26 protein-coding genes and 1 pseudogene are annotated in these 26,080 nt (G+C 69.4%); 14 read left to right on the top strand and 13 right to left on the bottom strand.

Features of this window, described 5'->3' with window-relative positions; all coding sequences use genetic code 11:
- Positions 1-43 precede the first annotated feature (43 nt).
- Positions 44-2,602, top strand: coding sequence for a bifunctional lysylphosphatidylglycerol flippase/synthetase MprF (gene mprF, locus ACO6VK_RS04170; RefSeq protein WP_422505696.1), 2,559 nt, complete (start codon positions 44-46; stop codon positions 2,600-2,602).
- Positions 2,603-2,648: 46 nt separating this feature from the next.
- Here the strand turns inward: mprF and ACO6VK_RS04165 are convergent, their stop codons facing one another.
- The 4 genes from ACO6VK_RS04165 to ACO6VK_RS04150 all read right to left on the bottom strand — a co-directional run bounded on the left by ACO6VK_RS04165 (position 2,649) and on the right by ACO6VK_RS04150 (position 5,564).
- Positions 2,649-3,992 carry a virulence factor family protein gene (locus tag ACO6VK_RS04165; protein ID WP_422505695.1) on the bottom strand — a complete coding sequence of 448 codons (1,344 nt, stop codon included), beginning with the start codon at positions 3,990-3,992 and terminating at the stop codon, positions 2,649-2,651.
- Between the two features lie 80 nt (positions 3,993-4,072).
- Positions 4,073-4,714: a DUF998 domain-containing protein gene (locus tag ACO6VK_RS04160; RefSeq protein ID WP_422505720.1), complete on the bottom strand. Its 642-nt coding sequence runs from the start codon at positions 4,712-4,714 to the stop codon at positions 4,073-4,075.
- Positions 4,715-4,716: 2 nt separating this feature from the next.
- Positions 4,717-4,911, bottom strand: a complete 195-nt coding sequence (locus ACO6VK_RS04155; RefSeq protein WP_422505694.1) for an oxidoreductase-like domain-containing protein — start codon at positions 4,909-4,911, stop codon at positions 4,717-4,719.
- A 47-nt stretch (positions 4,912-4,958) separates the two neighbouring features.
- Positions 4,959-5,564 (bottom strand): hypothetical protein, encoded by a 606-nt coding sequence (locus ACO6VK_RS04150; RefSeq protein ID WP_422505693.1) that lies wholly within the window; start codon positions 5,562-5,564, stop codon positions 4,959-4,961.
- 245 nt (positions 5,565-5,809) lie between these two features.
- Between ACO6VK_RS04150 and ACO6VK_RS04145 the strand changes: the two genes are divergently transcribed.
- Positions 5,810-6,967: a tetratricopeptide repeat protein gene (locus tag ACO6VK_RS04145; RefSeq protein WP_422505692.1), complete on the top strand. Its 1,158-nt coding sequence runs from the start codon at positions 5,810-5,812 to the stop codon at positions 6,965-6,967.
- A 9-nt stretch (positions 6,968-6,976) separates the two neighbouring features.
- Here the strand turns inward: ACO6VK_RS04145 and ACO6VK_RS04140 are convergent, their stop codons facing one another.
- The gene (locus ACO6VK_RS04140) at positions 6,977-7,312 is read right to left on the bottom strand and encodes a zinc ribbon domain-containing protein YjdM (RefSeq protein ID WP_422505691.1); all 336 of its coding nucleotides are present in this window, start codon (positions 7,310-7,312) and stop codon (positions 6,977-6,979) included.
- A 131-nt stretch (positions 7,313-7,443) separates the two neighbouring features.
- Between ACO6VK_RS04140 and ACO6VK_RS04135 the strand changes: the two genes are divergently transcribed.
- The 3 genes from ACO6VK_RS04135 to ACO6VK_RS04125 all read left to right on the top strand — a co-directional run bounded on the left by ACO6VK_RS04135 (position 7,444) and on the right by ACO6VK_RS04125 (position 9,646).
- On the top strand, positions 7,444-8,814 hold the full coding sequence (locus tag ACO6VK_RS04135) for an Hsp70 family protein (protein ID WP_422505690.1): 1,371 nt from the start codon (positions 7,444-7,446) through the stop codon (positions 8,812-8,814).
- 341 nt (positions 8,815-9,155) lie between these two features.
- On the top strand, positions 9,156-9,455 hold the full coding sequence (locus tag ACO6VK_RS04130; RefSeq protein ID WP_422505719.1) for a YkgJ family cysteine cluster protein: 300 nt from the start codon (positions 9,156-9,158) through the stop codon (positions 9,453-9,455).
- An 11-nt stretch (positions 9,456-9,466) separates the two neighbouring features.
- Positions 9,467-9,646, top strand: coding sequence for a hypothetical protein (locus ACO6VK_RS04125; protein ID WP_411851724.1), 180 nt, complete (start codon positions 9,467-9,469; stop codon positions 9,644-9,646).
- 48 nt (positions 9,647-9,694) lie between these two features.
- Here the strand turns inward: ACO6VK_RS04125 and ACO6VK_RS04120 are convergent, their stop codons facing one another.
- Genes ACO6VK_RS04120 through ACO6VK_RS04110 form a run of 3 tightly spaced genes read right to left on the bottom strand, consistent with a single transcriptional unit; the run spans position 9,695 to position 11,723 of the window.
- Positions 9,695-10,579: a DUF4097 family beta strand repeat-containing protein gene (locus ACO6VK_RS04120; RefSeq protein ID WP_422505689.1), complete on the bottom strand. Its 885-nt coding sequence runs from the start codon at positions 10,577-10,579 to the stop codon at positions 9,695-9,697.
- 11 nt (positions 10,580-10,590) lie between these two features.
- The gene (locus ACO6VK_RS04115; protein ID WP_422505688.1) at positions 10,591-11,142 is read right to left on the bottom strand and encodes a hypothetical protein; all 552 of its coding nucleotides are present in this window, start codon (positions 11,140-11,142) and stop codon (positions 10,591-10,593) included.
- Positions 11,139-11,723 carry an RNA polymerase sigma factor gene (locus tag ACO6VK_RS04110; protein ID WP_422505687.1) on the bottom strand — a complete coding sequence of 195 codons (585 nt, stop codon included), beginning with the start codon at positions 11,721-11,723 and terminating at the stop codon, positions 11,139-11,141. Before ACO6VK_RS04110 ends, ACO6VK_RS04115 begins: the two co-directional genes overlap by 4 nt.
- A gap of 134 nt (positions 11,724-11,857) precedes the next feature.
- Between ACO6VK_RS04110 and ACO6VK_RS04105 the strand changes: the two genes are divergently transcribed.
- Both ACO6VK_RS04105 and ACO6VK_RS04100 read left to right on the top strand, forming a co-directional pair.
- Positions 11,858-12,049, top strand: coding sequence for a hypothetical protein (locus ACO6VK_RS04105; protein ID WP_422505686.1), 192 nt, complete (start codon positions 11,858-11,860; stop codon positions 12,047-12,049).
- A 79-nt stretch (positions 12,050-12,128) separates the two neighbouring features.
- The gene (locus ACO6VK_RS04100) at positions 12,129-12,710 is read left to right on the top strand and encodes a mechanosensitive ion channel domain-containing protein (protein WP_422505685.1); all 582 of its coding nucleotides are present in this window, start codon (positions 12,129-12,131) and stop codon (positions 12,708-12,710) included.
- Between the two features lie 10 nt (positions 12,711-12,720).
- Here the strand turns inward: ACO6VK_RS04100 and ACO6VK_RS04095 are convergent.
- Positions 12,721-12,861: pseudogene (locus ACO6VK_RS04095) on the bottom strand (TraR/DksA C4-type zinc finger protein); the annotation flags it as partial.
- 79 nt (positions 12,862-12,940) lie between these two features.
- Positions 12,941-13,495, bottom strand: coding sequence for a DUF2058 domain-containing protein (locus ACO6VK_RS04090; protein ID WP_422505684.1), 555 nt, complete (start codon positions 13,493-13,495; stop codon positions 12,941-12,943).
- 74 nt (positions 13,496-13,569) lie between these two features.
- Here ACO6VK_RS04090 and ACO6VK_RS04085 point away from each other — a divergent pair, with 74 nt between their 5' ends.
- From ACO6VK_RS04085 to ACO6VK_RS04075, 3 genes are all read left to right on the top strand, one after another.
- Positions 13,570-14,067, top strand: a complete 498-nt coding sequence (locus ACO6VK_RS04085; protein WP_422505683.1) for a YgjP-like metallopeptidase domain-containing protein — start codon at positions 13,570-13,572, stop codon at positions 14,065-14,067.
- Positions 14,068-14,128: 61 nt separating this feature from the next.
- The gene (locus ACO6VK_RS04080) at positions 14,129-14,839 is read left to right on the top strand and encodes an rRNA pseudouridine synthase (protein ID WP_422505682.1); all 711 of its coding nucleotides are present in this window, start codon (positions 14,129-14,131) and stop codon (positions 14,837-14,839) included.
- Positions 14,840-14,900: 61 nt separating this feature from the next.
- On the top strand, positions 14,901-16,478 hold the full coding sequence (locus ACO6VK_RS04075; RefSeq protein WP_422505681.1) for a phospholipase D family protein: 1,578 nt from the start codon (positions 14,901-14,903) through the stop codon (positions 16,476-16,478).
- A 6-nt stretch (positions 16,479-16,484) separates the two neighbouring features.
- On the opposite strand, the gene ACO6VK_RS04070 is transcribed toward ACO6VK_RS04075, so the two are convergent.
- Positions 16,485-17,594, bottom strand: a complete 1,110-nt coding sequence (locus ACO6VK_RS04070) for an HDOD domain-containing protein (RefSeq protein WP_422505718.1) — start codon at positions 17,592-17,594, stop codon at positions 16,485-16,487.
- Positions 17,595-17,931: 337 nt separating this feature from the next.
- On the opposite strand from ACO6VK_RS04070, the gene ACO6VK_RS04065 reads away from it, so the two are divergent.
- Positions 17,932-19,029 (top strand): Glu/Leu/Phe/Val dehydrogenase dimerization domain-containing protein, encoded by a 1,098-nt coding sequence (locus ACO6VK_RS04065; protein WP_422505680.1) that lies wholly within the window; start codon positions 17,932-17,934, stop codon positions 19,027-19,029.
- A gap of 73 nt (positions 19,030-19,102) precedes the next feature.
- On the opposite strand, the gene ACO6VK_RS04060 is transcribed toward ACO6VK_RS04065, so the two are convergent.
- Complete coding sequence (locus tag ACO6VK_RS04060) at positions 19,103-21,967, bottom strand: S8 family serine peptidase (protein WP_422505679.1); 2,865 nt, start codon at positions 21,965-21,967, stop codon at positions 19,103-19,105.
- A 176-nt stretch (positions 21,968-22,143) separates the two neighbouring features.
- Here ACO6VK_RS04060 and ACO6VK_RS04055 point away from each other — a divergent pair, with 176 nt between their 5' ends.
- The 3 genes from ACO6VK_RS04055 to ACO6VK_RS04045 all read left to right on the top strand — a co-directional run bounded on the left by ACO6VK_RS04055 (position 22,144) and on the right by ACO6VK_RS04045 (position 24,322).
- Positions 22,144-23,319: a thiolase family protein gene (locus tag ACO6VK_RS04055; RefSeq protein WP_422505678.1), complete on the top strand. Its 1,176-nt coding sequence runs from the start codon at positions 22,144-22,146 to the stop codon at positions 23,317-23,319.
- 124 nt (positions 23,320-23,443) lie between these two features.
- Positions 23,444-23,785, top strand: a complete 342-nt coding sequence (locus ACO6VK_RS04050) for a hypothetical protein (protein WP_136003134.1) — start codon at positions 23,444-23,446, stop codon at positions 23,783-23,785.
- A gap of 132 nt (positions 23,786-23,917) precedes the next feature.
- Complete coding sequence (locus ACO6VK_RS04045; RefSeq protein ID WP_422505677.1) at positions 23,918-24,322, top strand: hypothetical protein; 405 nt, start codon at positions 23,918-23,920, stop codon at positions 24,320-24,322.
- A gap of 79 nt (positions 24,323-24,401) precedes the next feature.
- Here the strand turns inward: ACO6VK_RS04045 and ACO6VK_RS04040 are convergent, their stop codons facing one another.
- Positions 24,402-26,033: an acyl-CoA dehydrogenase family protein gene (locus tag ACO6VK_RS04040; protein ID WP_422505676.1), complete on the bottom strand. Its 1,632-nt coding sequence runs from the start codon at positions 26,031-26,033 to the stop codon at positions 24,402-24,404.
- Positions 26,034-26,080 lie beyond the last annotated feature (47 nt).

The raw sequence follows: 26,080 nt of genomic DNA, 5'->3' as shown, positions 1-26,080 counted from the left end.
CGCCTTGACTCTCTCATCGCTTGTCCCGGAGCACGCTGTACCGATGACCGAACCCTCCCCGGCTCCCACGCCCTCCCGCGCCGCCTGGCGCCGCGCGGCAACCGTCATCGTCAGCCTCGGCATCCTCGCGCTGGCCCTGCACGGCCTGGCCAACGAATTCGACGAACATGGCTATCGCGCCATCCGTGAGGCGTTCCGCCACCTGGGCGGCGGGCAGATCGCGCTGACCGTCCTGCTCGGCCTGGCCAGCTATGCCTGCCTGATCGGCTTCGACGCAATCGGCCTGCGCCGCAGCGGCAAGCGGCTGCATCCGGCGCGGGTCGGCATCACCGCGTTCCTGGCGCATACGCTGGGCCAGACCCTGGGCTTTGCCGCGCTGACCGGCGGTGCGGTGCGCCTGCGCGGGTATGGCGGCGCTGGGCTGTCACTCGGCGAGATCGGCCAGGTGGTGCTGATGAGCACCCTCGGGTTCGTGTTCGGTGCCTGGCTGCTGGTGTCGCTGGCGTTCCTGCTCGAACCCGGCGCAGCGGCGCTGGCCCTGCCGGTAACGGAACCGGTCGTACGCGCGTTCGGCCTGGCCGGGCTGCTGGCCTATGCGGTCACCGTGCTGCTGGTCGGCCGCGACGGCCGCACCTTCCGCATCCGCGGCCACGCGTTGTGGCTGCCCGACCGCCGCACCATGCTCGGCGTCACCGCGCTGAGCGTGGTCGAGCTGGTCCTGGCCGCGGCGGCGTTCTACGTGCTGCTGCCGATGGATACGCCCACCGGGCTGCCCGGCTTCGTCGGCCTGTATCTGGTGGCCGTGCTGGCCGGGCTGATCTCCAGCGTACCGGCCGGCCTGGGCGTGTTCGAATGGAGCCTGCTCAAGCTGCTGCCGCAGGTGGCGCCCGCCTCGGTGCTGGCGGCCGCGCTGATCTACCGCGTGACCTACTACGTGGTGCCGCTGCTGCTGGCCACCCTGCTCGCGCTCGCACCGGCGCTGCGCCGGCCGCTGCGCGCCAGTGCCGGTGCCACCCGCGCCGGCTGGACCGCGCTGCGTCCGTGGCTGCCGCAGATCATCGCGCTGGCGGTGTTCAGCGTGGGCGCCGCCCTGGTCATCGACGGCACGCTGCCGACCCCGCGCCGGCATCTGCTCACCGCCTCGCTGCCGATCCTGGAAACCTCGCACCTGCTCGGCAGCCTGGCCGGCGTGGCGCTGCTGCTGATCGGCCAGGGGCTGCAGCGGCGCAGCCATGCCGCCTGGATGCTGGCGCTGGCGATCTGCGTGATCGCCCCGTTGCCGATCTGGCTGCGCGGCGGCCAGGTGCTGATCGCGCTCTCCGCGCTGCTGGTGGCCACCGCGTTGTGGGCCTCGCGCCGCGAGTTCTACCGCCAGGGCGCACTGCTCGACGAAGCCTGGTCATGGCCGTGGATCCGCAATCTCGGGCTGGTACTGGTGGCGGTGATCTGGCTGCTGTTCTTCGTGTACAGCCACGTCGAATACCAGAACGAACTGTGGTGGCAGTTCGCGCTGTCCGGCAATGCGCCGCGCGCGCTGCGTGCGCTGCTGGTAGTGGCCATCGCGTTGACCATTCTCGGCCTGGCACGGCTGCTGCACAGCACCCGTACCCCGCTGCCCCCGGCCGATGCGTCCACGCTGGATGCACTCGCACCGATCCTGCAGCGTGCCGAAGACACCCAGGCCTGCCTGGTGCTCACGGCCGACAAGGCGGTGCTGCGCGACCCGGCACAGACCGGCTTTGTGATGATGCAGCGCTACGGAGGTTCGCTGATCGCGATGGGCGATCCGGTCGGGCCGCCGGAGACCGCACGCGAACTGATCTGGCGCTTCCGCGAGGAAGCCGACCGGCTCGGTCTGCGCCCGGTGTTCTACCAGGTCGGCGAAGCGAACTGGCAGACCTACCTCGACCTTGGCCTGACCCTGGTCAAGCTCGGCGAAGAAGCGATGGTGCCGTTGCAGGGGTTCACCCTGGAAGGCCGCGACCGCGCCGACCTGCGTCAGGCGTGGAACCGCGGCAAGCGCGGTGGGCTGAGCTTCCGCGTGGCACCGGCCGAGGAGATTCCAGCGCTGCTGCCGGCGCTGGCGGCCATTTCCCAGGCATGGCTGGACGACAAGGCCGGCGACGAAAAGGGCTTCTCGCTGGGCAGCTTCGATCCGGCGTACCTGGCGCGCTTCCCGGTGGCGCTGGTGGAAGCCGAAGGCCGCATCGTGGCCTTCGCCAACCTGTGGCAGGCACCGGCCGGCCATGAGTTGTCGGTGGACCTGATGCGCCACGTCAACGACGCCCCGAAGGGCACGATGGATTTCCTGTTCATCGAACTGTTCCTGTGGGGCCGCGACCACGACTTCCACCGTTTCTCGCTGGGCATGGCACCGCTGTCCGGCCTGGCCCAGCATCGCCTGGCGGGGCGCTGGAACCGGTTCGCCAACGTGGTGGCCCGGCATGGCGAGCGCTTCTACGGCTTCAGCGGGTTGCGCCGCTTCAAGTCCAAGTTCGCCCCGGTCTGGCGTTCGCGCTACCTGGCCGCCCCGGGCGGCATGCATTTGCCGGCCGCGCTGCTGGACGCCACGCGCCTGATCTCGTTGGATCCGCGCCGGTAATGCGTGAGCCGAAATGCGTCAGCCGACCAACGGTCGGCTCTACCCGCTACCGCGCGGGAAGGTGGTCCAGCAGCGTCTGCGCCAGGCGGTCGTAATCCCCCTTGAAGTGATGGTCGCCGGGCAGCTTGATGACCTGCGCGCTGCCGGCAGGCAGCGCCGGGCACAAGGCGTCGTCATCGTCTTCGCCGTACAGGCACAGCGTTTTTCCCGGCGGCAGGCGCGCCACTTCGGGGGCGATCGGCAGGCCGCCGCCGCCGCCGCCCAGCCAGTTGCTGACGTGGAATTCGTAGTCCGCCTTCTGCCCCACCGACATCAACGCAATCATCGCCACACTGTCGCGCGTGGCCGGCGACAGCTGGTTGATCGCGGCCGGCAGCACATCCGCGCCCTGCGAGAACCCGATCAGCACCACGCGCTGGCGCTGCCATTGCTGACGGTAGTGGGCCACGATGCGCTCCAGGTCGCGGGCAAAGCCCTGCGGCGTGCGTTCGCTCCAGAAGTAGCGCAGTGAATCCACGCCCACCACCGATACCCCGCCGTCGCTCAAGGCCGCGGCCACTTCCTTGTCGAGCCCCGCCCAGCCGCCATCACCGGACACGAAGATCGCCAGCGTGTCACCGGGCTTGGACGACGGCACCTCCACCACCGGCAACCCCTTCAGGTCATCCGGCGGCGGCGCCAGGCTGACGCCCTTCTGCGCGCCCAGCACCTGCGCGGCCGCCAGCAGGCCAGGCAATGCATCGCCGCGCGCGGTGCGCTGGAACGGCCGCGCCATCGCAACACGGCGGACGAATACCCCTGCGTCGCCGGCGCGGCAATGGGCCTCGCCGGCGGCGTTCAACCACGGGAAATTCAGTTCGGTGGGCTGCAGCCGGGTGTGGCTGACGCCCGCCCCGCAGACCATCCGTTCGCGTGCGCTGTCCGGGCAGAAATCGGTGGTCAACAGGCCGGCGAACACCTGCGTATCGGCCTGCGCGGCAACCGCATAGGCCAACTCGGCGCCATCACCGTCTCCGCCGATCAGCGGCAGGTGGTAACCGGGCAACTGCAGGTACGCCTGGAACCAGCGCGAGAAATTCTCGACATCGCCTGCCCCGAAGCCGCAACTGCCGCCGCCGTCGCGGGCCACGCGTTGTCGCAGCCGGGCCACATCGACCACGGCCACCAGCGCTCCCTGCGCACGCAGTGCGGCCACGCGCTCGGCGCTGCGCCCAGGATCGCGGCCGCCGTCGAACCACACCACCACCCGCTGCGGGTGGCCGTCGGGCAGGTACACCGGCGTGTCCTGGAATCGACCGTGACTGACCGTCCGTGGCGGCGTGGCCGCGGCGGTTGCCGCCGTACCCAGCATCACCAGCGCCAACACCTTCCCCCACGCGGCTCGCCGCATCGTCTCGCATCCTCGGATAGATGCGCCACACGATACGCCCGTCTTGCGCCAAGGGCATGTACACAGACTGGCCGCAGCCCTCAGCGCTGCGTCGGCACGGTCTGCGCACGGGTCTGTCGCCACTGCTGCCAGGCAACCGCCAGCAGCCAGGCCACCACCACCGCGATCACCAGCTTCTGCCCGGCCCCGCGCGGCGGCCCGCGCCACAGCACATGCAGCCACAGCAGAACGAAGCTCAGCCAGGCCCACCCCCACGCCACGCCCGCCCAGCGCGACCAGCGCGGATCGGCACGCAGGTACCAGCTCTGCAGCAGCATCGCCACGCTGGCGCACAGGAACGCGGTATTGGCAGCGATGCCGTGTACCAGCGGTGCCAGCAGCGGCGCATACGCGGGCAGCCAGCTGTCGCCGATCGCCACGCCCATCAGGCCCAGCCCGGCCACACAGAACAGCATCGGCGCCGCCGCACTGCGCCGCGGCGAGCCACTGCCGGCGTACAGCGACACGGCCAGCAGCATGATCGCGACCGCGAGCATGCAGTAGGCGCTGCGCAGGGCCAGGCCCCAGGGCCCGTGCAGGTACAGGCTCAACGTGGCGCGGACCCAATCCAGGTCGTCACGGGCGAACTGCGTCCAGACCGCAGTCGCCACGAACAGCAGCAGCGCCAGGATGGCCAACTGTGCGAACACCCCCTGCCAGCGCGGAGACGGCCGCACCTGCAGGCTCACGGCACCTCCGGATGGCGCAGCTTCCAGGCGGCCAGTGCGGTCCGGTAGCGCTGCAGCTCATCGCTGTACAGATCCAGCACGCACAGCGGGCAGCCGCTACCGCAGCATTCGTTGGGGCCCGGCTCGTCCGGCGGTTGTGGACGCGGATCGGTGGGGTCGGGGTCGGTGGGATCGAAAGCAGGCGCAGACATCATGCGGACACGGCAACCGGAGTGCCGCTCAGTGTAGCCCGCGACCTTCAGCGCTCAAGCAGCCGCCGCAGGTTGGCCCGCGCCGCTGCGTCCAGACGCTGGTGGAAGAAGTCGCTCAGGAAGATCCGCGGCTGCATCAGCACCTTGCGCAGGAACCGCTTGCGCTGCATGCGGAACAGGAAGCCGGGCACGTGACCGGCGTACTCCTCGGCGATGCCACGGTCATAGGCGTCGAAGACCGGCGCCGGTGCGCCAAGAATGGCCATGTCGCAGTCGAGGAACAGCGCGGCCTCGGCATCCACGTCCGACGCGGCCAGCGTGCCGTGGCGCGCGGTCAGCTCGATCAGCTGGACCACCCTCTCCACGTCGATGTCTCGATCCGGCAGCCAGCGCGCGATGGCCTCGCGGGCCAGCTGCGCCGACCGCGCCTCGTTGTCGCTGCGCCCGGCGTCGTAGATCGCGTCGTGGTACAGCGCGGCCAACTGCACCTCGGCCGGCGCCTGCCAGCCGGGGCCGTCCTCGGCCACGGTCAGGCAGTGCCGCAGCACCGCCTGTACGTGCGCGAAGTTGTGGTACGCCCGCGGCGGGTCGGTGTAGCGGGCGTCCAGCTCGGCGAGCTGGGCAGGCGGCAGCGGAATCGGTTCAAAGCGCATGCCCCATGATTGGCCGGCGCGCAGGCGCTGGCAACCCCGCACGGGACCGCGCCATCGGCAGTTTTTTCACCACCGCCCCGCAACCCTTGCGGCGCAGGCGCTGCCGCCGGTTATCCACATGTTTACCCGGTGCCCATCCACACCGGCTGTGGATGGCCGGATACGCCGATGAGTGGCGTGCGCACCGCCTCCGGCAGGCATAGACTGGCGGCGACTGGCCCCAGCCCTGCTGCGAGGAAACCGCCATGACCGGTAGCACTGCCCTGCTGTTGAGCCTGGCGTTGATCCTGCCCGGGCCGGCCCTAGCGGCCGCCGACAACGCGGCCCCGCCGGCGCCGGCGCCCACCACGCTGCCGTCGGTGTCGGTGGTCGCCACCGGGCCGATCCCCAGCCCGGAACAGGTCATGGCGATCCCGCCTGAGCTGCTGGCCCTGCTGCACACGCGTGTGATCGCCCCGTCGCTGTCGCGCGAGCAGCGTCTGCAACGGCTGATCGCCCTGATCTTCGATGCGCAGGGCATGAACCTGGGGTATGACGCCGATGCCACCCTCACCGTGGCCGAGACCTGGGAGACCCGGCGGGCCAACTGCCTGGCCTTCACCCTGCTGTTCGTCAGCCTGGCCCGCGAGGCCGGCATCGATGCGCATGTGCAGGAGGTCAACCAGGTGGTCACCTGGTACCAGGACCAGGGCGTGATCTACAGCGTTGGTCACGTCAATGCGGGGGTCAACCTGGGCGGCCGCAGCGCAGTGGTCGATCTGGACCGCAACGTGCTCTACGACCGCGAAGGACCGAAGCAGATCACCCGCGAACGGGCGCTGGCGCATTTCTACAACAACCGCGGCGCCGCCCGCATGGCCGCCGGCGACCTGGTGCTGGCGCGGGCGTACTACCGCCAATCGCTGCAGATGTCTCCCGAGTTCGCATCGGGGTGGAACAACCTGGGCGTGCTGGACACGCGCGAGGGTCGCCTGCAGGCCGCCGTGATCGACTTCAAGACCGCGCTGCGCTACGCGCCGCAGCATGCCGCGTCGCTGTCCAACGCCAGTACGCTGTACACCCGCATGGGCAACACCCGCGACGCCGAACGGCTGTCGCGCCGGCTGGCGCTGGTGCACCGTCGCGACCCGTTCGTGCAGTACATGCTCGGCGCCGACGCAGAGAAGAAACAGGATTACGCGCAGGCCATCCGTTACTACAAGCGCGCCGTGCACCTGTACGACGAAGCGCACCAGTTCCACTTCGGGCTGGCGCGCGCCTATTTCATGGTCGGCGATACGCAGCATGCCGGCGAGCAGATGCAGCGGGCGCGGGCACTGAGCGGGGATGCGCTGCAGCAGCGCTACCAGGCCAAGCTGGACAGCCTGAACCGCTGGCGCCTGCAGAACGTGCAGGCGCGCTGACCGCCGCGATCAGGCCTTCTTGAGGAAGCAGGTCTTGAGCACCAGGCCCTTGATCTTTTCCGAGTTGCCTTCGATGTGCTCGGCGTCGTCTTCGACCAGGCGGATGTTGCGGATCACGGTGCCCTGCTTGAGCGGGATCGAGGATCCCTTGACCTTCAGGTCCTTGATCACCGTGACCGTGTCCCCGGCGGCCAGCGCGTTGCCGTTGCTGTCGCGGACGACCAGCGCCTGCCCGGCGCTTTCGCCGGCGGTCCACTCATGGCCGCAGTCGGCGCAGATCCACAGCGCGCCATCGGCGTAGGTGTTTTCCAGGGTGCATTGGGGGCAGGCGGGAACAGCGGACATCGGGACAACCTCGGGCATTCAACGGCCACCATTGTAGCCTCCCGGTGCCGCCCCCTGCCCCGCCGCCCTTGCGCCGGCGGGCGCCTTGCCGCACAGTGCGCGCCCCCTGACCATCGGCCCGGCCCTCCCGCATGAAAATCGGCATCGACTTTGGCACCAGCAATTCCGCCGCCGCGGCAGTGGTCGACGGCAAGGTCATCCCGATCCAGTTCGGGCAGGCCCAGCAGTTCCGCACCACGGTGTACTTCCCCGAGGTGATGCGCGACCCCAACGATTTCGAGCTGACGCCGGCGCTGGAACACGAGCTGGCCCGCCTGGTCGACGCGGCCGCGCGCGACGCCCGCGCCGCCGGCCAGGAACGCCCGCACGACGCCCTGCGCCGCGAAGCGCTGCGGGTGGTGCGCCGGCAGTGGATGGAAGAACAGATGCGCGCGCCGCTCAGCTCGACCACCCTGCTGCAGAACGCCGTGTACGGCGACGATGCGCTGGAAGCCTACTTCGAAGAGAACGAAGGCAACCTCGTGCAGAGCCCGAAATCGATGCTGGGCTACAACCTGCATCCGCGCGCGCGGCAGACCATCACCGGTATCGCCACCCACATCCTGGAACACATCCGCCTGACCGCCTCGCGCCAGTTCGACACCCCGGTGCGTACCGCCACGCTCGGCCGCCCGGTGCAGTTCCGCAGCTCCATCGGCGAGGCAGGCAACGCCCAGGCACTGGATATCCTGCACAGCGCGGCGATCGCGGCCGGCTTCGACAGCGTCGATTTCCTTGAGGAACCCGCAGCGGCGGCGATGCACTACCACGCCGAAAGCACGCAGGAACACGACGCGGTGGTGGTGGACATCGGCGGCGGTACCACCGACGTCGCACACGCCCGCGTCGGCGGCACCCAGGCGCCGCGCATCCACCGCGCCTGGGGTATCGCGCGCGGCGGCACCGACATCGACCTGGCCCTGAGCCTGGGCGGCTACATGCCGCTGTTCGGCCGCAACATCACGCGCGTACCGACCCACCACTACGTCGAAGCGGCGATGGTGCAGGACATGACCCGCCAGCGCGATTTCCGCCAGCACGACTACCGCGACGTCGACGCCCCGTTCGGCAAGCGCCTGCAGGCCCTGCAGGACACCGGCAACACCGCGCGCCTGTACCGTGAAGTGGAGCGCTGCAAGATTGCCCTCAGCAGCGAACCGGGCCACCGCAGCGCACTGGACTTCATCGAACGCGACCTGGCCGTGGACGTCGACGCCCCGCGCCTGGAAGCAGCCGCCAGTGGCTACATGGGCGAACTGACCACCCTGCTGGAGCAGGTCCGCGCCGACATCGGCCACGACCCGGCCGCGGTCTTCCTGACCGGTGGGATGTCGCGTGCCGGCTATCTGCAGCAGGCTGTCGCAGCCGCCTTCCCCGGCGCAACGCTGGTGCATGGGAATCCGTCCTTCGGCGTGGTGCACGGGCTGGCATGGGCGGCCGCAGACCCGTCGCTGGCCGGCTGATTCCGGCCGTCGGGGCGTGGCCGGGCACCGCCCGGCAGCCCCGAAACGCCCGCCGCACAAGGCCTCCGGCCGGTGAATGGCGCGTATTAACAAAACGTTACGCCGAAAGCGCTATCATCTTTCGGCTTCAGTGCGCAATGCGCATGACCCTCCGGGCCTGATCCAGGCCACCGTCTCTGTCGATGCTGCCGCCCCGTGGACCTGTCCTGTGGCGCCGGGATCGTTTTTACGCTGCGATCCGGCTCGTTCCCAGCATGCACCGCCCCGAGCCGCCAAGAGAGATTCCATTGGGCGAACGCCTGGCTTCACCAGCCCCTTCCATCGTTGCCGAGCCGGACCCCATCGACTGTCGCCGCTGCGACGCGGTGTGCTGCCGGCTCTCGGTCACGGTGATGCCCGACGACGCGGTTCCCGGCCACCTGCTGGATACCGATGAGCTGGGCCGCACCGTGATGGCGCGCAACGACGAAGGCTGGTGCGCCGCGATCGACCCCTACCATCTGCGCTGCACGATCTACTCGCAGCGCCCCGCGATCTGCCGCCAGTTTTCGATGGGCGGCGATGATTGCCGCACCGTGCGGCAGGACTACCGTCGACAACAGCACGATCTGTCGGCGCTTTTTTCAACGATTCACCCATAGCAGGAGCATCCATGGCCCGTACGCCAAAGACCTCCCCCAAGGCAAGCAACACCGTTCGCGTCGACCGCAAGCAAGGGTCCAACACTGCCGTCAGCAGCGCCAGCATCGCTGCCGACCTGGCCGCCTTCCGCAAGGGCGGCGGCAAGATCGAAGTGCTGGGCAATACCCTGGCACTGAAGAAAGCCGGTTGACCTCGCAGCCGACCGCACCGGCCCTGGCCGGTGCGGTGGCCGCACCGCTCAACGGCGCAGCGTGACCCGCACGCTGCCCGAGTGGGCATTGATCGAGACGTCGCCGTCACCGCCGCCCAGGCGCGTATCCAGACTGCGACCCGGACCATAGCGCGGCCGCTCCACCTTGCCCGCATCGGACTGGATGTCGCCACTGAAGGTTTTCACGTTCAACTGCGCCGACACCGTCGCCGGCAGTGCCAGCCCGATCGACCCGCTGACCGTCTGCAGCGTGACCTTGCCGCCCGGTGCCAGACCGCTCGCGGCCACATCCACACTTCCCGAGACTGCTTCAGCGCTCAAGCGCTGCACGCGCCCTGCGTCCACCCGGATGCTGCCCGACACCGTTTCCGCCGCGACTTCCCCGGTGATGCCACCGCTGGCCTGCACCTGGCCGCTGACCGCGCGCATCTCCAGCCGCGGCGTCTGCACGCGCGAGCGGATTTCACCGCTGACCGTGCCCAGCGTGGTCTCGCCACTGCGCCCCGCCGCCGCGATGTCGCCACTGACCGCATTGGCCTGCAGGCGACGCACATCGACCTCGGCCACGTCGATGTCGGCGCTGACCGTGCCCAGCTGCACCTCTACCGCACGCGGCACGCGCAGTGTCAGCGTGGCGCCGCCGCGGGTGTTGCTGTTGCGCGGGTAGACCACCTCCCAGCGCACGCGGTTGGTGCTCTTGTCCTGCTTCAGGGTCAGTCCGTCGGCCATCGAACCACTCAACGCCACCTCGTTGCGGTCCCAGCCGCGCACGGTGACCTTGCCGGCGATGTTGCTCACTTCCACCCGCCCGCCCGCGGCCAGCGGATGACGCTCGTCGACGTGGGTGTCGGCCAGCGCCGCGAGCGGCAGCAACAGCACCAGGGCAGCACTCAAGGGCAACAGGGTACGCATCGGATTCTCCTTCATGTGGGCATGCCAGTGGCGGCCATCACCGCCTGCTGGGTCAGTTCCAACCGCAGCGCATAGGTACGCTGCAGCTGCCCGAGCAGATAGCCCGAGCGCGGATTTTCGGCGATGGCCGCGCGGATGCTGCGCGCGCTGGCATCGAGTTCGTGCAGCGCCGGCTGGTAGTCGCCAGGAACCGTGGCCGCCGGCAGCGCGGCCATCGCCTGCTGGTATTCCCCTGCCAGCACGTCGGCCTGACGCTGCAGCATCGACGGCGGCGGGGTATGCGGCGTCGGCATCGGCACCACGACCAGCACCGCCAGTGCCGCCGCCAGGCCGATGCCCAGCCCCAGCGCCCAGCGCCGTGGCCGAGGCCGTGCTCTCGCCGCTGCAGCCACGTGCGCCGGCTGGGCCGCGCCCGCTGCCTCCGCGCGACGCTGCTGCGCATCGTCGTGCAGCTGCGCGGCGATGCCCTGCCACACCCGCGCCGGTGGCACCCGGCGATCCGGCAGCGCCCGCAGGCGCGCGCTCAGGTCGTCGTCGTGATGGGTGGGGTCGTGTTCGTTCATGCGGATTCTCCAAGGCGTGCGCGCAACAGACCGCGCGCACGGTGCAACTGGGCTTTGGAACTGCCGACCGCCATCTGCAGCTGGTCGGCGATCTCATGGTGTTTCCAGCCCTCGATGTCATGCAGCACCAGCACCGCACGCGCTCGCGGCGGCAGGGTTTCCAGTGCGCGCTCCAGGTCCATCACGGTGCCTGCGCAGCGGTCGGGGGCCACCAGCATCGCCATCGCATCGGCGCTGTCCTCGCCCGTTTCCAGCGCATCGGCGCCAGCGCGCCCGCGCAGTTCCATCAACGCCGCGTTGACGCCCATCCGGTGCAGCCAGGTGCCCAGGCTGCTCTCGAAGCGGAACGTGGGCAGCGCGCGCCAAGCCTGCAGGAAGGTCTCCTGCAGCGCGTCCTCGGCGCGGGCCGCATGGCCGCCGCACAACCGCCACAGCACGGCGTTCAGACGCGGCGCATGGCGCCGGTAGATGCGTTCATACGCCCCCATGTCACCGGCGACGGCCGCACGCACCAGGGCGTGGTCGTCGGCACTGTCGGCCGGGTCGGCGAGGCGGGGAGCGGGCATGGTGGCGTCGAGCATATCCGTTGGATGCCGCCGGCACCGAAAAGGTTTAAGCGGCCCGCTGCGGTCGATCCTGCGGGGCATTCAAACCTTTTCCACCGTTGCTGCATCCAAGCCTGTGTCCCACCCCCGGTTTTCACCAAGGAACTGACATGTCGTCCAGTGTGTGCGCGTTGTGGATATCGCTGGCGGCGGCGTGGTCGCTGACCAGCGGCCCCTGGTCGGTACAGCTGCACCTGCAGGGCGAGCGTCCCGATATCTGCGTGCAGGCAACCGGGCAGGCGCCGTACTGCGCTTCGGCCCTGCTGCGGCAGGTGGTGATCGCGCTTCCGCGCTGGGGATGACCCGACCTGCAGCCGTGCGCGCCACCGCGCATTAAGATGGGCCCTTGTCTGCCGCACCGCGCAAGGAAACCCGTCCCCCATGAAACTTCGCCTGCCCGCCTGGACCCACGATTGGCTGCAGTATGTGGAGCCCGCCGGCCTGATTCTGCTCACCGTGGCCGTCGCCTGGCTGCTCCGCCTGATCGGCCGCCGGCTGATCCGTCGCCTGGGCGACCACTACACGCTGCCACCGGAAATGGTGATGGGCGCGCGTCGCGTCACCGGGTTCGTGGTCTATTTCGCCGCACTGCTCACCGTACTGAACATTCTTGGCGTCTCGGCCACCGTGTTGTGGACGGCCTTCACCGGCTTCGCTGCGGTCGGCGCGGTGGCGTTCTTCGCCGCGTGGAGCGTGCTGTCCAACATCTTCTGCACGCTGCTGATCTTCACCACCCGGCCGTTCCGCCTGCACGACTACATCGAAGTGCTGGAAAACGGCGAAAAGCCGGGCCTGAAGGGCCGGGTGATCGACGTCAACCTGATCTACACCACGCTGCAGGAAACCGACGGTGGCCACGAAGGCACCGTGCTGCAGGTGCCCAACAACATGTTCTTCCAGCGCACCGTGCGCCGCTGGCGCGACCCGTCACAGGCGCCTGGCGGCATCCAGGGCGACGGCTGATCGCCGTCGGTCAACGCAACTGGCTGTCCTTGCTGCCGCGGCGGTTGTAGCCGCCGGCCTCGTGCTGCGCCGCATCCTCTTCTTCCTGGCAACGCACGCACAGACGCACCCCGGGCACGGCCTTGCGCCGCGCCTCGGGAATGGGGGCATCGCCCGGTAGAGCCGACCGTTGGTCGGCTGGCACGTTGGTCGGCCGACCCGCGGTCTGCGCTACCAGGATGCCGACGCGCTTACCAGACCAGGTCGTCGGGGACCTGGAACTGCGCGTAATACGCGTCGTCGTCGGCATTGCCGGTACTCGGCTCGCTGCCACCCGGCTGGGCGTTGTCGAGCACGATGGCGCTGGGATCGCGCTCGCGCACCTTGTCGGCCGCCGCGCGCGGCAGCAGCTCGAAGCCCTCGCCGAAGCGGGCGATGACCAGCGCGCCCGACGCCAGCTGCCGGCGCAGCACGGCATTCACCAGCAGCGTGCGGATCACAGTGCCGTCGTTGAAGCGGTACTCGCTTTCACCGTCGCGCTTGACCTTGTTGGTCTCGATGATCTGCCGCACCTGCGCCTGCAGCTCCTGGCCGCGCGCCTTTTCCTTGCGCTCGGCCTCCAGCTTGCGGTCGCGTTCAGCCTTCTCCGCGCGCGCCCGTTCGGCCTCGCGCTGGCTTTCGCTGGGCGCAACCGGGGCCTTGCCGTGACGGGCCTTGACCTGTTCACGCGCGGCCTGTGAGACCTGGGACTTCTTGACCAGCCCGGCCTTGAGCAGCTGCTCCTGCAGGGGATTCGCCTTCGCCATACGCCTTGCATCTGTTTTTACGGGATTCCGGGGGCCATCATACTGGTCTGCCCGCCCCACCCCAACCGCTCCCCGTGACCGCCCTGAAGTACCTTGCCGGCTACCCCGACGCCCTGCAGCAGCAGGTGCGCGAGCTGATCGCGGGCGACCGCCTGGGGCCCTGGCTGCAGCGCCGCTATGCCGACCTGCATACCGTGCGCAACGACCGCCAGCTGTACGACTACACCCAGGACCTGAAAGACCGCTACCTGCGCCAGTCCGCCCCGCTGTCCAAAGTCATCTACGACAGCCGTCTGCAGGTGCTCAAACACGCCCTGGGCACCCATACCACCGTCTCGCGCGTCCAGGGCAGCCGGCTCAAGGCCAGCCGCGAGATCCGCATCGCCACGGTGTTCCGCGACGCCCCGGCGCCCTTCCTGAAGATGATCGTGGTGCACGAATTGGCGCACCTGAAGGAATCGGACCACAACAAGGCCTTCTACCAGCTATGCACGCACATGGAAGCGGATTACCACCAGCTGGAATTCGACCTGCGGCTGTACCTTACCCACCTGGACGGCGCCACCGGCTGACGCCCACCCGCCCCCACCCAGTACACTCCCCGCCCGCTTCCCGCTTTTCGTTGCCTGCCCGATGACCGACCCGATCCGACTCGACAAACGCCTGACCCAGCTGATCGGCTGCTCACGCGGCGACGCCCAGCGCTACATCGAGGGGGGCTGGGTCACCGTGAACGGCACCGTCGTCGAACAGCCGCAGGCGATGGTCACCGACGAGGTCATCGTCCTGCGTGACAACGCCGAAGCCACCCGCGCCGAAACGGTGAGCATGCTGCTGCACAAGCCCGCCGGCATGCCGGCCGACGCGTTGTGCGCCCTGGTTACCCCGGACACCCGCAGTGAACTCGACGCCACCGGCGTCACCCTCCTGCAGCGCCATTTCCACGCCCTGCAGCTGGTCATGCCGCTGGCGGACGAGGACAGCGGCCTGGTCGTGGTCAGCCAGGACGGCCGGGTCGTCTCCCACCTCAAGGACCGCGGCGCCACGCTTGAGCAGGAATACCTGGTGGAAGTCACGGGCGAACTGGTGCCCTACGGCATGAAGCGCCTGGCGCACGGCCTCAGCTTCCGCAACTGGCCGCTGCCGCCGTGCAAGGTCAGCTGGCAGAACGAAACCCGCCTGCGCTTCGCCATCAAGCCGGTGCACCCCGGCCAGCTGCGCGACATGTGCCGCCAGGTCGGCCTGGAGGTCGTGAGCGTCCGCCGCCTGCGCATCGGGCGCGTGGCGATGGGCAAGCTCGTTCCCGGCCAGTGGCGCTACCTCGCCCCCGACGAGCGCTTCTGATCGACCGGTCCCGGCCCGCCCTGCACTCGCGCTGCACGGCAGGGCCGCTTAGGATCGTGGCATGACCGACAAACCGCCGTTCTGGCGCCGGCTCCTGCGCTGGCTGGGCATCTTCGTGGCGATCCTGGTCCTGCTGGTGCTCAGTGGCCTGCTGCTGGCCGACCACCTCACGCCCAAGGCGCTTGGCACCCCGTCGCAGGTGCTGCCGGTCCTGCCCAGCCAGACCGCCATCGACCGCGAACTGTCGCGTCTGCAGGCCGAGCACCCCGGCGAATCCGGCGTGGCCTTCCTCGCCGACGGACTGGATGCCTACGCCGCGCGCGCGGTGATCACCCAGCATGCCGGGCGCAGTCTGGACCTGCAGTACTACATCTGGCAGAACGATCTCATCGGCCACCTGATGGCACGTGAGCTGTACCAGGCCGCCGAGCGCGGCGTGCGCGTGCGCATCCTGCTCGACGACATGAACGCGCAGGACAAGGACGCGCTGATGATGGCGCTGGACCAGCATCCCAACATCGAGATCCGCCTGTACAACCCGTTCCGCAACCGCAACGGCCTGTGGCGGCTGGTGGAAATGGTGCAACGCGTGTTCAGCGTCAACCATCGCATGCACAACAAATCCTGGATCGCCGATGGCCGCGTGGCCATCGTCGGCGGCCGCAACATCGGCGAGGAATATTTCAGCGCACGCACCGACGTCAATTTCCGCGACCTGGACCTGCTCGTCGCCGGCCACGCGGTGGACCAGGCCAACAGCATCTTCGACGACTACTGGAACAGCGAAACCGCCGTCCCCATCGCGGCCCTGGCGTTCTACACCCCGGCCCAGCTGCGCCTGCTGGTGCGCCAGTCCGAGCACGAAGCGGGGCTGGACGGCGCCAAACCCTACCTGGCGCGCGTGGCGCGTTCGCAGCAGGCGCAGTCGTACTACCGTGATGCCGTCGACCTGCACTGGACCCGCCAGGTGGAGATCGTCTCCGACCCGCCGATGAAACACCGCCGCGACGACCGCAGCGACTGGCTGGTCGCGCGGCTCTCGGCCGAACTGGCGGGCACCCGCCACAAGGCCCTGCTGATCTCCCCGTACTTCGTGCCGGGTGAAGACGGCACGCAGGGGCTGGGCGCGCTGGTGGCACGTGGCGCGACCGTCGGGGTGGTGACCAACTCGCTGGCCGCCAACGACGTCGCCGCCGTGCACAGCGGCTACATGCACTACCGCGCCCCGTTGCTGCGCAGCGGCGTGCACCTGTACGAGCTGAAATCGCGCGGGCATGCCGACAGCGGCGGCCTGTTCGGCAGCAGCGGTGCCAGCCTGCACACCAAGGCCTTCATGATCGACGACCGGCGCGGCTTCGTTGGCTCGTTCAACCTCGACCCGCGCTCGGCCTACCTCAACACCGAAATGGGCGTGCTGTTCGATGACCCCGTGCTGGCGGCGCAACTGCGCGCCGAGTACCTGCGCCTGGCCAGTCCCGCGCAGAGCTACTGGGTGGCGCTGGACGCGCACGGCCAGGTGCGCTGGCTCGACCGCGCCGCACAGCCACCGCACTGGCTCTACCGCGAACCGGACACCAGCGTGTGGCTGCGCGCCAGTGCGCGCGCGATCAGCTGGCTGCCGCTGGAATCGCAGTTGTAGCCGCGCTCAGCGCGGCGTCGCGTCTGCGTCGGCCTCCATGCCTGCATCGCCGTCACCGGCGGGCAGCTCGTCGGCGTCCAGGGTTTCCACGGCGCGCCCGTGCACACGCCGCCAGATCCACTGCAGCGCGTGCGCCGGCGTGCTCTGCAGGTGCTCCAGCAATGCCAGCGCCTGCGCCTGGCCCATGCGCCCATGCCGGCACAGCAGGCTGGCCGCCGCAGCGGCGCGGGCGAATCCCAGGCTGGTCAGCAGGCCGTCCGGCGCGCCGGCACCGGCCCGCTCCAGCGCGGCATGCACCGGGGGCGGCAACTCCCAGGCGGCGGCGATGCGGCTGGCCACCGGCAGGGTCCAGTCATCCAGCAGGTCGGCGGCAAGCGCCCGTGGCGGCACCGCGACACCGTGTTCGGCGCAGGCATCGAGCAGATGGCGCATCACCAGCGCCGCGCCCAGCCCCTGGGTGAGCCCCAGCCACTGTGCCGCGAAGGCATCTTCATGGCTGACCGTGCGCGCGTGGTCGGCGGCCGCGCGCGACGCCAGCAGCGCGTGCTCCCAGATCACCGCATCGAACTGCGGGAAGGCGGCGCACTGCAGGTTCATCACCGGCTGGACCAGCACCGCACTGATGATCTGGCGGATACCCTCGGTACCCACCAGGGTCACCGCCCGCTGCAGGCTGTCCACCGGCCGGGTCTGCAACCGGTAGACCGGGCTGTTGGCGATACGCAGCAGGTTCCCGGTGAGCACCGGGTCCTGGCCGATGATCGCCGCCATTGCCCGCGCCGATGTCTCCTGGTCGTTGACGGTCTGGATCAGCTGCGGCAGCAGCTGCGGCCGCCGTGGCAGGTGGCGGGCGGACCAGTCGCGGGCCGACAACGCCGCGTCCACTGCCGCGCGCAGGGCCGGCGTGGGCGTGGTGTCACCTGCCGGGTCGCCTCCGCGCGGCACCAGCGCCAAGGCATACAGGCCGGCCTGCAGCACCGCCGCAGGGTCGCCCGGGGGAGCCGCCAGCGAGGGCGCCACGCGCACGTCTGCCCGCGGCGGCCGTGTCTCGGCCCGCCCCCGCGGCAGGGGTCTCTGGCGCCTGCGCCAGGCCACCAGCGCCAGCACGGCGGCCATGCCGCCCACGCCCCACGCACCCAGCATCGGCGCCGAGGTCAGCACCGGGGTCTCCCGGAAACGCGGTCCCGCACCTGCCTTGTCGCCACTGCGCCCACGTCATCCATCCTGACATTGCCGATACTGCACACCGTAGCCACGGCATCGGCCGCACCTTCACCAACTTTAACGGCGCCCGCCCCGGCGGCGGCTGACACCGCCCTCCGGCGGAATGCACTAGAATGGCGCCGCGCGACCCGTCCACTCGAACCGACGACGTCGCTTTTTTTGTTTTACAACCCAACATTTGCTGGTCCGTTCGCCGCTGTTCGCCACCGTTCGCACCATCGGAGCCACCATGTTATTTGAAACCCTCGAAACCACCGATCACGAACAAGTGGTGTTCTGCCACAACCGCGACGCGGGTCTGAGGGCGATCATCGCCATCCACAACACCACCCTGGGCCCGGCCCTGGGCGGGGTGCGCATGCGGCCGTATGCCAGCACCGACGAGGCGTTGGCCGATGCGCTGCGGCTGAGCCGCACGATGACCTACAAGAACGCACTGGCCGGGTTGAACGTGGGCGGCGGCAAGGCGGTGATCATCGGCGACCCGAAGGTGGACAAGAGCGAAGTGCTGTTCCGCGCGTTCGGCCGCTACGTCGATTCGCTGGGCGGGCGCTACATCACCGCCGAGGACGTGGGCACCGATGTCAATGACATGGAGAACATCTACCTGGAGAGCGAGTACGTCACCGGCGTGCACCAGGTCCACGGTGGTTCCGGCGATCCGGCACCGTTCACTGCCTACGGCGCGCTGCAGGCGCTGATGGCCGCCATGCAGCACAAGCTGGGCCATGAGGAAGTCGGCAAGGCCAGCATCGCCGTGCAGGGCCTGGGCCATATCGGCATGGAACTGGTCAAGCTGCTGCGCGACCGCGGTGCCAAGCTGTTCGTGACCGACCTGGACAGCAGCCGGGTGGAGCGCGCGGTCACCGAATACGGTGCCGAGGCGGTCAAGCCCGACGACATCTACGACGTCAACGCCGACGTGTTCGCGCCCTGCGCGCTGGAAGGCGCGATCAATCCGCAGACGCTGCCCCGCCTGCGCACGAAGATCGTGTGCGGCACCGCCAACAACCAGCTCTCCAGCCTGGAGATCGGCGATGAGCTGCATGCGCGCGGCATCCTGTATGCGCCCGACTATGCGGTCAACGCCGGCGGCGTGATGAACGTGTCGCTGGAGATCGACGGCTACAACCGCGAACGCGCCATGCGCCTGATCCGCAGCATCTACCACAACCTCGGCCGCATCTTCGCGTTGTCCGAGCGCGAGGGCATCGCCCCGCAGCGCGCCGCCGACCAGATCGCCGAATCGCGCATCCAGTCGATCGGCAAGCTGAAGATGCCGCTCGGCCGCAGCACGCCGCGACTGGGCACCCTGCGCCGCAACTGACGGCGCGGTCCTGCCGGAAAAACAGAAGGGCGCGATCGACGATCGCGCCCTTCTGCATTGCTGCCCGGCGTGGTCAGAACGCGGTGGCGTAGCGCAGGGCCACCTGGTGCAGGTCGCCGCGCGGACCAAAGCGCTGGTCGTAACCGAATGACACGCGCGTGTTGCGGCTGAGCCACGACTCCACCGAGACCCCGAACAGGCCTCCGGACCGGACCGGCTGCAGGCCGGCCAGCGGCGCCCAGGCATCCACACCGACGAAGCTGGCCTGCATGTCGAGCCCGTGGCTGGCCAGGTGCTGCTGCCATTCGGCGTAGCCGCGCAGCGACCAGTCGCCCCAGCGCGTCTGCGCACGCAGGCCGGCCAGCGCCTGGCTGCGGCTGGCAGTGCCGCCCTGTGTGCGCAACCCGAAACCGGCGCCGCCGTTCTCGCTGAAGCGGTCGCTGTCCACCCGTGCGTACTCGGCGCCCAGGTAGGGCGTGAACGACAATGCGTCGCCGCCGAAGCGGTAGCCCGATTCCATGCTGGCGGTGCTGAAGCTGCCACCGTAGCGCGCGTTGACCCCGTACTGACCGGCGCCCAGCAGCAGCTGGCGATCGATCTCGCGGGTGAACTGGCCGGCGCCCACCTGACCCAGCGCATAGGCGCGCCCCTGGTGCCAGCCCGCATACAGCTGCGCCTGCGACTGGCGGTCACGACCGCTGTCATTGCCCCAGTCGCGGGTGCTGGCGCTGCGGGTCTCACCGAAGGCGAAGCCCAGCACGCCGTGGCCGCCCAGCGCCGTGTCCTGGCCCATCATCCAGCCCTGGGTCTGGACACCGCTGGCCGCGAAACTCCCCTGGCCGGCCTCGCCCAGCGTGCTGTGCCAGGCGCCACGCAGACGTGGCGCGGCCGTCACCGCATCGAAGCGCGAGGACAGCGCGCGACGCTGCATGTCGAGGGTGTCGAAGGTCATCGCCGCCGCCAGTCCGTGCGCTTTGCCGGACAGGCTGTCCAGGCTCGCCGACAGCGCGTCGGCGCCCTGCACCTGCTGCAGCTGGCCCGCCGCAGCGGCGAAGCCGCTTGCAGCCGGCCCGCCGCCGTCGAGCACTTCGAACGCCGATTCCACCCGTGCGGCGGCGCCCTGCGCGACGGCGCCCAGGCCCGCCGTTGCAGCCACCGCACTCACGTTGACCCGGTCGATGTCCAGCCATGCGGTGCGCGCGTCATAACCGAAGCGGCTTTCCAGCAGAGTGATGCTGGCGTCCTTGCGAAGGCTGTCGAACGCACCGGTCAGCGACTGGCCCGCCTTGATCAGCTCCTGGCGGCGTCCGTCCTGCGGGACGTAACCGCTCACCGCACCCACCAGGTACAGCGCGCCTCCCTGCAGCTCGACCGTGCCGGTCACGTTCAGCGGCGCGGCGCCCAGCTGGGTCATGTACTGCCCGCCGGCACGCTGCACGTAGTTGCCCTCGATGGTGGCGCTGGTGCCCGCCTCGCGCAGCAGCACGCTGCCGGCGTTGTCCACGTTGCCCTTGACCCTGGCGCTGCTGCCCATGAACTGCAGCACCGCGCGCTCGGCGCCATCGGCCTGCGCGACGATGCCCACGTTGGAGGTGATCGATGCACCATCGCGCAATGCCAGCGTGCCGCGTTCGATGCGCGTGTCGCCGGTGTAGGTGCTGGTGCCGGACAGGCCGAGTGACCCGGTGCCGCGCTTGACCAGCCCGCCGCTGCCGCTGATGTCGTTGCTCCAGACCGAATTCAGGCCCATGACGTTGACATCGACCACGCTGTTGCCCCAGTCGAAACGCGCCGGACCGTTGACCGCCTTGGCGACGTTGAGCAGGCCGTAGCCGAAGGTGCTGTCCACGCCGGGCGCACCCAGATCGGTGGCGGTGCCCAGCAGCGTCTGGCGCACCAGGTCGTTGGTGAAGTACGGATATTTCTCCCACACCAGCGCGGCGGCGCCGGACACCAGCGGTGCCGCATAGGACGTGCCCGAGCCCCACAGATAGCTGGGCGTGCCGCCGGTGTTCTGCGGGTCCACGTACACCACGGTACCGGGCGCGGCCAGGCAGTACGCCGCCGCCACGCCGCAGGCGTTGGCATAGGACGCCAGCTTGGACGGATCGGCCGAATCCACTGCCGTCACGGTCAGCCAGCCGCGTTCCAGGTCCGCGGCCGGGCGGGTTCCGTTGAGACCGGCCTGGCTGGGCAGGGCCGCCATGCTGGACGGGTTGGGACGGCTCTCGTTGCCGCTGGCGAACACCACCAGCCCGTTGTTGGTGATGACGAAGGGACGGTACTCGTTGGCGATCGGCGCGGTCGCCGCCGGGTTGGTCCAGTACAGCCCACCCCAGGAGTTGTTCATGATCTTCACGCCATCGGCGATCAGATCCTGGTGCATCGGCGCAAACCCGAGCGCACCGCTGACTTCGTTGCCGCTGCCGCTGCCGTCATCGGTCGGGCGCCGGTCGGAAATGATCCGTGCCGAGATCACCAGCGCGTCCGGTGCGATGCCGCCCGGCCACGCCCCCACGGCGCGGCCGGCGGCCAGCGAGGCCACCGTTGTGCCGTGGCCGACCACGTCGTCCACGTTGAGATTGTTGATGCGCGGGTCGATGTACGCGCGGCTGGACACCACCCGCCCCGACAACGCGGGATGGGCGCGGTTGACGCCCGAATCGACCACGCCGATACGCACGCCCTTGCCGGTCAGGCCCTGCACGTTGCGGCCGTTGACGATGGTCAGGTGCGCATCGATCGCCGGCTGCACCGGCGGATTGGTCGGCGGCGTCACCGGTGGCGTCACCGGTGGGGTGACCGGCGGGGTCACCGGGGGCGTGGTCGGCGGCGGATCCACCCGCACGTTGCCGCCCCCGCCACCACCGCCACACGCACTCAGCGCCACGGCCAATGCCCCGGCCAGTACGGTCCTCACTGCCATGACCTGTTTCATCCCTGCTCCCCACGTTCGATACGCAATGGCCGGCCTGCTGCCATCCGGGCAGACACCGGCGGTCAATGCCGACCCTCTATACTGGGCCGACCCCCACGCAGTCTGACGGGATTCGCGCCGGCTTCCAATGCCTGCCGACCCATTCCGAATATCGCTCACGCACCAACGAGATTGCCATGTCCAACATCGTCATCGCCGCCGCCAAGCGCACTGCCATCGGTTCCTTCCTCGGCCAGTTCAACGGCGTTCCCACGCCCACCCTGGGCGCCACCGCGATCGCCGCGGCCCTGGAACAGTCCGGTGTTCCGGCGGCGGATGTTTCCGAAGTGATCATGGGCTGCGTGCTGCCGGCCAACCTCGGCCAGGCGCCGGCCCGCCAGGCCGCCATCGCCGCCGGGCTGCCGCTGTCCACCGGCGCCACCACCCTGAACAAGGTGTGCGGGTCGGGCATGAAGGCCATCATGCTGGGCCATGACCTGATCAAGGCCGGGTCGGCCAGCATCGTGGTCGCCGGCGGCATGGAGTCGATGTCCAACGCCCCGCACATGCTGCCCAATTCCCGTACCGGCAACCGCTTCGGCAACTTCCAGGCGGTGGACCACATGGCCCACGACGGCCTGGTCAACGCCTACGACGGCAAGGCGATGGGCGAGTTCGCCGAGTGCGCGGTCGACAAGTACCAGGTCAGCCGCGAAGCCCAGGATGCCTATGCGATCGAGTCGGTGCGCCGCGCACAGGCCGCGCAGGCCAATGGCGCGTTCGACGACGAAATCGTCGCGGTCACCGTGACCACCCGCAAGGGCGAGGTGCGCGTGGCCCAGGACGAACAGCCCAGCCGTTCGGACGTCGCCAAGATTCCAACCCTGCGCCCGGCCTTCAAGAAGGATGGCACGGTGACGGCCGCCAGCTCGTCCAGCATCTCCGACGGCGCCGCCGCCGTGGTGCTGCTGTCCGAGGATGACGCCCGCGCACGCGGCGTGCAGCCGCTGGCCCGCATCGTCGGCCACGCCACCCACTCCCAGGAACCGGAATGGTTCACCACCGCGCCGATCGGTGCGCTTCACAAGCTGCTGGAGAAGACCGGCTGGACGCTGGACCAGGTCGACCTGTTCGAGATCAACGAAGCCTTTGCCGTGGTGGCGATGGCGCCCATGCTCGAACTGGGCATTCCGCACGACAAGGTCAACGTGAATGGTGGCGCGTGCGCGCTGGGCCATCCGATCGGTGCTTCGGGCGCGCGGCTGGTGGTGACCCTGGTGAACGCCTTGCGCAAGCGTGAGGCCAAGCGCGGCATTGCGACTCTCTGCATTGGCGGCGGCGAAGCAACTGCCATCGCTATCGAATTGATTTGATTTGGTTTAACGCGCATTTCTCAAAAATGAATGCGCGATCGCTTGACAGCCAATCGTGGCTTGTCATCATGTTGCCGGGCGCGCAATAGCGCGTTGCCTAATCTAACGACGAGGATTCACACTAATGAGCATCAACAAGCTGCTGATCGCGATGGCCCTGGGCCTGGCTCTGACCGCCTGCTCCAAGCAGGAACAGGCTGCTGACGCTGCTGCTTCGGCCAACGAAGCCGCCGCTGACGCCCAGGTCGCTGCCGACCAGGCCGCTGCTGCTGGCGCCCCGGCTGCCGACGCTGCCCAGGCTGCTGCCGACACCGCCACCACCGCTGCTGACGCTTCGGCCGATGCCGCTGCTGCCGCTGCTGGCGCTGCCACCGACGCTGCTGCCGCCCAGGCTGCTGACGCTGCCAAGGCTGCCGAAGGCACCGCCGAGCAGGCCAAGGACGCTGCTGAAGAAGCCAAGAAGTAATAACTTCTTTCTTCAAGCAAGTCTGAAGAAGCCGCTGGTTCGCCAGCGGCTTTTTCTTTGCCTGCCACAACCCGGTCTTCACACCGGCATGAATAGGCTGACCTCCCCGACGATTCCGTCCTGGAGACCGCCATGAACATCCGTCCGATCACCACTTCCCTGCTGGCTGCCTCCCTGCTGCTGGCCCTGGCCGCGTGCAAGGGCCCGGAAGCCGAACAGGCACGCCAGGACGCGGCCCAGGCCGCCGACAGCGCCAACGCTGCCGCTCGCGAGGCCGTCGACAAGGCTGCCGCCGCCACCCGCAGCGCCGCCGATGATGCCGCTGCCGCGTCGGACCATGCCGCCGCCGATACCCAGCAGGCGCTGGACCGCGCCGCCGCCGCGACCTCCGAAGCCGCCGGCGAGGCCAAGAGCGCTGCCAAGGACGCCGCCGCGCATGCCAGCGATTCCACCGCCGATGCCGCGCAGAAGGTCGCCGACAAGGCGCGCGACGTCGCCAACGAGGCGCAGAAGAACGCCAATGAGGCCAAGCACTGAGCCACACCGCCGCATCACTGCATCGCGCCGTCATCCGCACGCCCCTCTCCGGAGGGGCGTGCTGCGTTGCGCAGGGGGATCAGGGCAGCGCGCGCGCCAGCACGGCGGCGTAATCCAGATCCGACGGCAGGGTTCCAAAGGCCATGCCGTGCTCTGCACCCAGCCGTGAGCGGATGAAGGCGGCCGCCAGCGGGCTGTCGGCGCGCAGCAGCACCGCCGCCTGCAGCAGCAGCGCCAGCCGCTCGGTGATGCGGCGCGCCTGCGCCTCACCCGGGGTCGCCGCCAACTGCCCGCGCAGCGTCTGCCATGCCGCATCGTAGATCGCGTCGCGTCCGGCCACGCTGCCCAGTTCCTGCTCCAGCACCGGCAGCACCTGCGCCTCGCGTGACAGCGCGCGCAGCACGTCCAGGCACTGGATGTTGCCACTGCCTTCCCAGATCGAATTCAACGGTGCCTGCCGGTACAACCGCGGCAACATGGATTCCTCCACGTACCCCGCACCGCCCAGGCATTCCTGCGCTTCATTGACGAACACTGCCGCGCGCTTGCACACCCAGTACTTGCCCACCGCCGTGGCGATGCGCGCGAAGGCGGCCTCCTGTGCATCCTGCGGCGCCAGATCGACCGCGCGCGCCACACGCAGGGCGAACACGGTGGCCGCCTCCGATTCGATCGCCAGGTCGGCCAGCACATTGGCCATCAACGGGTGGTCGCACAGACGGCGGCCGAAACTGCTGCGATGACGCGTGTGGTGCAGCGCCTGCGCCAGCGCCATGCGCATTTCCGCCGCGGCACCCAGCATGCAGTCCAGCCGCGTCATCATCACCATGCCGATGATGGTGGCCACGCCGCGCCCCTCCTCGCCCACCCGCCGCGCCCAGGCGCCGCACAGCTCTATCTCGCTGGAGGCATTGGCCCAGTCACCGAGCTTGTCCTTCAGGCGCATCAGGTGGAACGCGTTGCGGTTGCCGTCGGCCAGGCGCCGCGGCATCAGGAAACAGGTCAGCCCGCCCGGCGCCTGCGCCAGCACCAGGAAGCCATCGGACATCGGTGCGGAAAAGAACCATTTGTGCCCGACCAGGGCATAGCTGCCGTCGGCCTGCGGGTCGGCGCGGGTCGCGTTGGCGCGCACGTCCGAGCCGCCCTGCTTCTCGGTCATGCCCATACCCAGGGTGATGCCGGCCTTGTCGGCGATCGGCACGTCGCGTGGGTCGTAGTGCGGCGCGGCGGCCTTGTCGGCCCATTCGGCCAGCAGCGGGTCCTGGCGCAGCACCGCGACTGCCGCGTGGGTCATGGTCAGCGGGCAACTGGTGCCGGCTTCGGCCTGATGATGCAGATAGCTCAGCGCCGCGCGCGCGACGTGCGCGCCCGGTACCGGCTCGTGCCAGGACAGGCCCGCCACGCCGTGCGACTTGGCTGCCTCCATCAGCGCGTGGTACGCCGGATGGAACTCGACGGTGTCGATCCGATGGCCCTGTGCGTCGTGCGTGCGCAGCCGCGGGCGGTCGCGATTGGCATCGAATCCCAGCCGGTACAGCGCGTCGCCGGCCAGGCCGCCGTACGTGGCCAGACGTGGCACGAACGCCGCGCCGCCCTCGCGCTGCACCGCCTCGGCCAGGGCCAGATCGTCGGCCCACAGATGCCGGCCCCCGAACGGTGGCGGCTGGTTGGTCACCGCATGGGTTTCGAAGGCGGACAGCTCGGGCGTCATGGCGGGCCTCGTGGCAGTGGATCGCCCGATTCTGCCGCATCCACGCG

It is taken from the genome of Stenotrophomonas sp. GZD-301, assembly GCF_049310345.1.
In the GTDB taxonomy this organism is placed as follows: Bacteria; Pseudomonadota; Gammaproteobacteria; order Xanthomonadales; family Xanthomonadaceae; genus Stenotrophomonas.
This window is presented reverse-complemented; position numbering and strand designations above follow the sequence as displayed.

What these genes read in the sequence shown, in the direction of transcription:
- mprF (WP_422505696.1), top strand. Translation starts at nt 44, where the DNA reads ATGACCGAACCCTCCCCGGCTCCCACGCCCTCCCGCGCCGCCTGGCGC.
- ACO6VK_RS04165 (WP_422505695.1), bottom strand. Translation starts at nt 3,992, where the DNA reads ATGCGGCGAGCCGCGTGGGGGAAGGTGTTGGCGCTGGTGATGCTGGGT.
- ACO6VK_RS04155 (WP_422505694.1), bottom strand. Translation starts at nt 4,911, where the DNA reads ATGTCTGCGCCTGCTTTCGATCCCACCGACCCCGACCCCACCGATCCG.
- ACO6VK_RS04150 (WP_422505693.1), bottom strand. Translation starts at nt 5,564, where the DNA reads ATGCGCTTTGAACCGATTCCGCTGCCGCCTGCCCAGCTCGCCGAGCTG.
- ACO6VK_RS04145 (WP_422505692.1), top strand. Translation starts at nt 5,810, where the DNA reads ATGACCGGTAGCACTGCCCTGCTGTTGAGCCTGGCGTTGATCCTGCCC.
- ACO6VK_RS04140 (WP_422505691.1), bottom strand. Translation starts at nt 7,312, where the DNA reads ATGTCCGCTGTTCCCGCCTGCCCCCAATGCACCCTGGAAAACACCTAC.
- ACO6VK_RS04135 (WP_422505690.1), top strand. Translation starts at nt 7,444, where the DNA reads ATGAAAATCGGCATCGACTTTGGCACCAGCAATTCCGCCGCCGCGGCA.
- ACO6VK_RS04125 (WP_411851724.1), top strand. Translation starts at nt 9,467, where the DNA reads ATGGCCCGTACGCCAAAGACCTCCCCCAAGGCAAGCAACACCGTTCGC.
- ACO6VK_RS04120 (WP_422505689.1), bottom strand. Translation starts at nt 10,579, where the DNA reads ATGCGTACCCTGTTGCCCTTGAGTGCTGCCCTGGTGCTGTTGCTGCCG.
- ACO6VK_RS04115 (WP_422505688.1), bottom strand. Translation starts at nt 11,142, where the DNA reads ATGAACGAACACGACCCCACCCATCACGACGACGACCTGAGCGCGCGC.
- ACO6VK_RS04110 (WP_422505687.1), bottom strand. Translation starts at nt 11,723, where the DNA reads ATGCTCGACGCCACCATGCCCGCTCCCCGCCTCGCCGACCCGGCCGAC.
- ACO6VK_RS04105 (WP_422505686.1), top strand. Translation starts at nt 11,858, where the DNA reads ATGTCGTCCAGTGTGTGCGCGTTGTGGATATCGCTGGCGGCGGCGTGG.
- ACO6VK_RS04100 (WP_422505685.1), top strand. Translation starts at nt 12,129, where the DNA reads ATGAAACTTCGCCTGCCCGCCTGGACCCACGATTGGCTGCAGTATGTG.
- ACO6VK_RS04090 (WP_422505684.1), bottom strand. Translation starts at nt 13,495, where the DNA reads ATGGCGAAGGCGAATCCCCTGCAGGAGCAGCTGCTCAAGGCCGGGCTG.
- ACO6VK_RS04080 (WP_422505682.1), top strand. Translation starts at nt 14,129, where the DNA reads ATGACCGACCCGATCCGACTCGACAAACGCCTGACCCAGCTGATCGGC.
- ACO6VK_RS04075 (WP_422505681.1), top strand. Translation starts at nt 14,901, where the DNA reads ATGACCGACAAACCGCCGTTCTGGCGCCGGCTCCTGCGCTGGCTGGGC.
- ACO6VK_RS04070 (WP_422505718.1), bottom strand. Translation starts at nt 17,594, where the DNA reads ATGGCCGCCGTGCTGGCGCTGGTGGCCTGGCGCAGGCGCCAGAGACCC.
- ACO6VK_RS04065 (WP_422505680.1), top strand. Translation starts at nt 17,932, where the DNA reads ATGTTATTTGAAACCCTCGAAACCACCGATCACGAACAAGTGGTGTTC.
- ACO6VK_RS04060 (WP_422505679.1), bottom strand. Translation starts at nt 21,967, where the DNA reads ATGAAACAGGTCATGGCAGTGAGGACCGTACTGGCCGGGGCATTGGCC.
- ACO6VK_RS04055 (WP_422505678.1), top strand. Translation starts at nt 22,144, where the DNA reads ATGTCCAACATCGTCATCGCCGCCGCCAAGCGCACTGCCATCGGTTCC.
- ACO6VK_RS04050 (WP_136003134.1), top strand. Translation starts at nt 23,444, where the DNA reads ATGAGCATCAACAAGCTGCTGATCGCGATGGCCCTGGGCCTGGCTCTG.
- ACO6VK_RS04045 (WP_422505677.1), top strand. Translation starts at nt 23,918, where the DNA reads ATGAACATCCGTCCGATCACCACTTCCCTGCTGGCTGCCTCCCTGCTG.
- ACO6VK_RS04040 (WP_422505676.1), bottom strand. Translation starts at nt 26,033, where the DNA reads ATGACGCCCGAGCTGTCCGCCTTCGAAACCCATGCGGTGACCAACCAG.